Raw genomic sequence first — 6,489 nt, forward strand, 5'->3', positions numbered from 1 at the left:
CGCACTTCTTCAGGATTTTCAGCCTCAGAAATTTCTTTACGGAAAACAATATTGGCAGCACCTTCCGGGCCCATTACGGCAATTTCGGCAGTTGGCCAGGCAAATACAAAGTCGGCCCTCAAGTGACGGGAATTCATAGCAATGTACCCGCCTCCGTAAGCTTTTCTGAGAATAACAGTAACTTTTGGAACGGTTGCTTCGCTGTACGCATACAAAATTTTTGCGCCATGGCGGATTACACCGGCATGTTCCTGATCTACTCCCGGCAAGTATCCCGGCAAGTCTTCCAGGGTAACAATCGGAATGTTAAATGCATCGCAATAGCGGATAAAACGGGCTGCTTTGTCAGAACTGTCGGTATCGAGTACACCCGCCAAAACCATGGGTTGATTGGCAACGAACCCAACGGTTTCACCTTCCATTCGGCCAAAACCAATAATAATATTTGGTGCAAAGTACTCCATTACTTCAAAAAATTCTGAACTGTCGGTAATGGTTTTTATGATATCGCGCATATCGTAAGGAATCCGCGGATCTCCCGGCACAATGTCTTCAATTTTTTTCCCTTTTTTGGGTGGTTTGGGCGGGAATGGCATTGCTTTCCTGTCATTGTTGCGGGGAATGTAGCTGATTAGTTTTTTAATTTGTTCGAAACATTCCAGTTCGCTGGTAGCAAAAAAGTGGGCATTTCCGGTAAGTTCAGCATGAACCCGTGCACCGCCCAGCTCTTCCATCGAAATTTCTTCACCCAAAACCGACTTAATAACACTTGGTCCGGTAATAAACATTTTAGAAATGTTTTCAACCACAAACACAAAGTCGGTTAGGGCAGGTGAATATACTGCTCCACCAGCGCAGGGGCCGAGGATTACAGAAATTTGCGGAATTACACCTGAAGCCAGCGTGTTGCGGAAGAAAATTTCACCATAACCGGCCAATGAATTTACCCCTTCCTGAATACGGGCACCTCCAGAATCATTGATTCCAATAAGTGGTACCCTCATTTTCAGAGCATGGTCCATTATTTTAGTAATTTTACGGGCGTGCATTAATCCAAGCGAACCACCAGCTACTGTAAAATCTTGCGCGAAAATACATATAGGTTTGCTGTAAATGGTTCCTGTTCCAATGATTACACCATCGCCGTGCAGCACTTTGGTGTCCATGCCAAAGTCTTTGGCACTGTGCTCCACAAACAGATCGTATTCGTGAAATGAATTTTTATCTAAAAGGGCAAGGATACGTTCACGGGCAGTGAGTTTACCCATTTTTGCCTGTTTTTCTATGGCTTTGTCGCCGCCACCTTTTTGAACCTCCCTTTTTCTTTTGCGAAGGTCAAGAACGTTGCTTCTTAATGACATAAAACTATTTTTAATTAATAAATCCCCTTCATTGAAGGGCTTTTTGATTTTAAGAATCCGGGCAAAATTATAAATTTTTTCCCTCTGCAACCATAAATCACAATTTGAGGTACGTAATTTAAGGGAGATTGATACAATCCAGTCGAATAATTATATTTTTTGTTTGAATGGTGGAAGGAATTGCTTTTTATATTACCTGGCTGCCCACCTGAAAACAAAGAATGCAATCAGGCTGTACCCAAGATTGGGTATCCAAACTGCCAGAAGTGGCGGGGCATTTCCACTTACTGCAAACACGGTTGAAATTTGCATAAAAAGAATGTAAGAAAAACTAAGCAGCAAGCCTAGTCCGAGGTGGAGACCAAGCCCACCTTTAATTTTTCGCGATGCAAGGCCGGCGCCTATTATGGTTAATATAAAAGCTGAAAAGGGGCCTGCAACCCTTTTGTGTCGCTCAATTTCCCATTCAACGGTGTTTACTCCCCGCATTTTCATCAACGAAATTTCTTTTTTCAGTTCAGGCGTGGTGTAATTTTCCATTTGGTTTTTAACCACCTTGTAATCTTCGGGGGTCATGTTTAAAATGGTGTCCAGCCTGTATCCTCTTTCAAATTCTTCGTGCGTGTCGTATATTTTCCTTTTCCACCAGTTGTTTAAAATCCATTTACCTGATTCTTCATCCCAGCGAATATTATCAGCAGTGAGTTTCTCCACAAGTTCGGCACCGTCAAATTTTTCGAGTGTAAAACGATCGCCAACATTGCTGGCATTAAACCGTCGCATGTAAATAAATACGCCTGGCTCAATCTGCCGGTGAATATTTATTTCATTGGAAACAACCTGTGGATTGTTGTCAATATAAAATTGTCTGAATTGGTTCATGGTTTCGTTGGCAGGTGGTATCACGTAATTTCCAAGTGCGAATGAAAATGTGGCCAGCACAAAGGCAGAAACAATGTATGGCCGCATGAGCCTCGCGTAAGAAACGCCGCTGCTTAAAATGGCAATAATTTCGGTGTTGTAGGCCATTTTCGATGTAAAATAAATTACCGCTATAAAGGTGAACAGCGGACTGAAAAGGTTGGCAAAATAAGGAATAAAGTTCAGGTAATATTCAGAAATAATAGTTCCCCATGTAATATCTTTCGATAAAAATTCATCCAGGTTTTCCGACATGTCGAACACCACCGCAATGCTAAGTATGAGTGCAATGGCATAGAAAAATGTCCCCAGGAATTTTTGCGTTATATAAATATCTATGGTTTTATAGAACTTCATTTTTAACTTATAACCTGCTTTTAAGTTGTTGAACCATTTCGTCTTTCCAGCTTTTGAAATTTCCTTCTGTTATTTTCTGTCTGGCTGTTTTTACCAGCCACAAATAAAAGGCCAGGTTGTGCTGACTTGCAATTTGTGCGCCAAGCATTTCGTTTGAAATTATTAAATGCCTGAGGTACGCTTTGGAGTAAAAATCAACAAAAGAATTTCCGTTTTCATCGATTGGCGAATGGTCGTTTTCCCACTTTTTATTTCGGATATTAATCACTCCTTTCGCGGTAAAAAGCATTCCGTTTCTGCCGTTTCGGGTTGGCATTACGCAATCGAACATATCCACTCCCCGGTCAATCGATTCCAGAATATTTACCGGCGTTCCCACTCCCATCAGGTAACGTGGTTTATTTTCAGGTAATTCAGCGTTAACCACTTCGGTCATTTCGTACATCACATTTTCAGGTTCGCCAACCGATAAACCGCCAATCGCATAACCGTCGGCATTAAAAGTTTTTACATGTTCGGCAGCTTGTTTACGTAATTGGGGAAACGTATTTCCCTGAACAATGGGGAAAAGTGATTGCGAATACCCGTATTTCGGTTCGGTTTTTTCGAATTGCCTGAAACAACGGTCAAGCCAGCGTTGCGTTAATTCCAGCGATTTTTTTGCATAGTTAAAATCAGCATCGCCTGGAGTACATTCATCAAAAGCCATTATAATGTCAGCGCCAATTGAACGCTGAATGTCGATAACATTTTCGGGTGTAAAAAGATGGTAAGAACCGTTGATGTGTGACTGAAAACGGGCTCCTTCTTCACTCAGCTTTCTGATATCGCCCAGCGAGAAAACCTGGTATCCGCCACTGTCGGTTAAAATTGGGCCATCCCAGCGGTTGAATTTATGCAATCCGCCGGCTGTTTCAATTACTGAAATTCCCGGACGCAGGTAAAGGTGATAAGTGTTTCCTAAAATTATCTGAGCCTGAATGTCTTCTTTCAAATCGCGGGCATGAATCCCTTTTACCGATCCTGCTGTTCCTACCGGCATAAAAATCGGCGTTTCAATTTGTCCGTGGCCGGTAGAAAGAATACCTGCCCTGGCCTGTGTTCCGTTTTCTGTTGCAGTTAATTTGAATTTCATTACCCGTTTTTCAGGGCGCAAATATAGCCAAATAACTCGAATTGAAAGGGAATTTCATGATGACCAACCTGTTAATAAATTCTAATTGTTGGTTATATTTGTAGCTGGTTATCTGATTTTTACAATTAGTTGTTCAGTTATCATAAAAAAAATACTTCATCGTTTGGCCAGACGTAAAATATTCTTACCTTCGTTATTAGTTGGTTTGTTTTTGCCGGCTTTGAAGGTATTTTAACTTCTGCTGTTTTACAATCGTGGCCAAAAGGAAAAATGGAAAGGAAAAAAGTAAACTTATCGGATAAGGCCCGTCAGGATTATGAACTGGTGCAAAAAGCGCTGGAAGGTGATGAGAAAGCCTTCACCCGGCTGCTGGCAAGGTACAAAGATGCCATCTATTTTATGTTGCTGAAAATGGTTAATAACCGCAACGATGCTGAAGATTTAACCCTCGAAGCATTTGGCAAGGCTTTCAGAAACCTGCATCAGTACTCACCCACATACGCATTCAGTACCTGGCTTTTTAAAATTGCGTCCAACAATTGCATTGATTTTTTACGAAGGAAAAAAGGAACTTATATTGCACTTGAAAATAACGGTGATTCTTCCGAAAACAGTGAAGTTATCAGGTTAAAATCAAAAGAGCTGAATCCTGAAGAAAAACTTATCAGGCAACAAAAAGCGATTCTGCTTCACAATATTGTGCGAAAACTAAAACCACGTTACCGCAAACTTGTGGAATTAAGGTATTTTCGTGAGTTTTCATACGAAGAAATAGCCAAAGAGCTTGATATTCCTCTGGGAACTGTAAAAGCTCAGTTGTTTCGCGCACGTGAGATGCTTTTTAAACTCATTGAAAATACGGAAATGGGAAATGAAGATTGATTGAAAATGGACATAATTCTGAAATATTTTTCCCGGTTAACACCAGAACAGGTTTCCAGACTGAATCAGTTGTTTCCAGTATATTCCGAATGGAATGCCAAAATTAACGTCATTTCGCGAAAAGACATTGACCAGCTTTATGAACACCATGTCCTGCATTCGCTGGCCATTGCCAAATTCATCAGATTCACTCCCGGTTCTAAAATACTTGATGTTGGAACTGGAGGCGGCTTCCCGGGAATTCCACTGGCTATTCTTTTCCCTGAATGCCGGTTTCATCTGGTTGATTCCATCGGAAAAAAAATCAGGGTAGTGAATGAGGTTGTCCGTGCACTTGATTTGAAAAATGTGACAGCAGAACAAATAAGAGCAGAGCAGTTAAAGGGTAAGTACGATTTTGTTGTGAGCAGGGCCGTAACCACCTTGCCCGAATTTGTTTACTGGATAAGAAAAAATATTTCATCGGTTCAGCATAATGCGCTTCCAAACGGGGTCATTTACCTCAAGGGCGGAAATCTCGATGATGAAGTTCGTTCTTTCCGAAAAAAGGCTTTTGTTCAGAAACTTTCAGAATATTTTGAGGAAGAATTTTTTGAAACCAAAAAACTGGTGCATCTGCCACTGCAGTAAGCTTTCTTATATTTTACAAACACACGGATTGTAGGAATTCCACTGTTATAAAAATTCGTCTCCAAACGAAACACCCATTTTTCGCGCTTTTATTATAAGCGGATTATCAGGTTCCACCAGTCTGAGATTTCCTCCCACTTCGTCAAGCGGTACGGTTGTAAGTTCGCCTTTTTTTAGTGCTACCATAGTGCCAAAGCACCCATCGGCTATGCACTGTGCGGCAAATGCGCCATACCGGGTAGCAAGAATTCTGTCCATTGGAGTGGGGCTACCGCCTCTCTGGATGTATCCGAGCACTGTTTCGCGGGTTTCAATTTCTGTATAGGTTGTAATGGCTTCGGCCAGGTACGAAGCTGCCGAACCTTTTTTCGGATGCTCTATCCCTTCTGCAACTACCACAATCGAATAGGGTTTTTTGTCTTCGTAACGTTTTTCAATTTTTTTGCAAACCGAACGTATATTGTAGGGAACTTCGGGAATTAAAATTATATCACCTCCGCCGGCCATGCCTGCATAAAGTGCCAGCCATCCGGCATTGTGCCCCATTACCTCAATAATCATTACCCGTTGGTGCGAGTTGGCAGTTGTATGCAAACGGTCAATGGCATCAGTGGCAATTTGTACAGCCGATTCAAACCCAAATGTAACATCGGTTCCCCAGACATCATTATCAATGGTTTTTGGAATTCCAATCACATTCATTCCTTCCTGCGCCAGCATATTGGCTGTTTTCATGGTGCCGTTTCCGCCAATGCAAACTACACAGTCGAGGCCCAGTTCTTTGTATGTTTGTTTTATTTTTTCGGGTTTGTCAGATTCGGTGCTGTCGCTTTTTACAATTTTATACGGTTTTTCGCGCGATGTGCCTAAAATAGTTCCGCCAACTGTAAGAATGCCCGAGAGTTGTGACTCTTTTAAAACGATGTAATCTTTGTTAATCAATCCGAGGTAACCAGCATTGAATCCCAAAACTTCCATCCCATATTCAACAATTGCCGTTTTTCCAACACCTCTGATGGCAGCATTTAAACCGGGGCAGTCGCCACCCGCGGTTAAAATCCCAATTCGCTTTTGTTTCTCTGATTTGCTCATAAACAATGTAGTTTCTTGTTTTATATTTCGAATGATTACCGAAATTACAAAAGAATATTGGAAGAATCAGATTATTCTCATTCATTTTATCTCAGCGGCAATATAATTAAG

The 6,489-nt window shown here is 41.5% G+C and carries 6 protein-coding genes; 2 read left to right on the forward strand and 4 right to left on the reverse strand.

Going from position 1 to position 6,489, the window contains the following annotated elements:
• The 3 genes from ACESMA_RS21015 to tgt all read right to left on the reverse strand — a co-directional run.
• Positions 1 to 1,361 (reverse strand): acyl-CoA carboxylase subunit beta (locus ACESMA_RS21015; protein ID WP_372950844.1); only part of this gene is annotated, 1,361 nt, incomplete at its 3' end.
• 192 nt (positions 1,362 to 1,553) lie between these two features.
• Positions 1,554 to 2,639 carry an LptF/LptG family permease gene (locus ACESMA_RS21020; RefSeq protein WP_372950845.1) on the reverse strand — a complete coding sequence of 362 codons (1,086 nt, stop codon included), beginning with the start codon at positions 2,637 to 2,639 and terminating at the stop codon, positions 1,554 to 1,556.
• Positions 2,640 to 2,646: 7 nt separating this feature from the next.
• Positions 2,647 to 3,774, reverse strand: coding sequence for a tRNA guanosine(34) transglycosylase Tgt (tgt, locus tag ACESMA_RS21025; RefSeq protein ID WP_372950846.1), 1,128 nt, complete (start codon positions 3,772 to 3,774; stop codon positions 2,647 to 2,649).
• 270 nt (positions 3,775 to 4,044) lie between these two features.
• Here tgt and ACESMA_RS21030 point away from each other — a divergent pair, with 270 nt between their 5' ends.
• Positions 4,045 to 4,656 carry an RNA polymerase sigma factor gene (locus tag ACESMA_RS21030; protein WP_372950847.1) on the forward strand — a complete coding sequence of 204 codons (612 nt, stop codon included), beginning with the start codon at positions 4,045 to 4,047 and terminating at the stop codon, positions 4,654 to 4,656.
• A gap of 6 nt (positions 4,657 to 4,662) precedes the next feature.
• The gene (gene rsmG, locus ACESMA_RS21035; RefSeq protein WP_372950848.1) at positions 4,663 to 5,286 is read left to right on the forward strand and encodes a 16S rRNA (guanine(527)-N(7))-methyltransferase RsmG; all 624 of its coding nucleotides are present in this window, start codon (positions 4,663 to 4,665) and stop codon (positions 5,284 to 5,286) included.
• Between the two features lie 45 nt (positions 5,287 to 5,331).
• Here rsmG and ACESMA_RS21040 read toward each other — a convergent pair whose 3' ends face one another.
• Positions 5,332 to 6,378 carry a 6-phosphofructokinase gene (locus ACESMA_RS21040; protein WP_372950849.1) on the reverse strand — a complete coding sequence of 349 codons (1,047 nt, stop codon included), beginning with the start codon at positions 6,376 to 6,378 and terminating at the stop codon, positions 5,332 to 5,334.
• Positions 6,379 to 6,489 lie beyond the last annotated feature (111 nt).

Origin of the sequence: Mariniphaga sp. (assembly GCF_041687215.1) — a bacterium.
Taxonomy (GTDB): Bacteria; Bacteroidota; Bacteroidia; order Bacteroidales; family Prolixibacteraceae; genus Mariniphaga.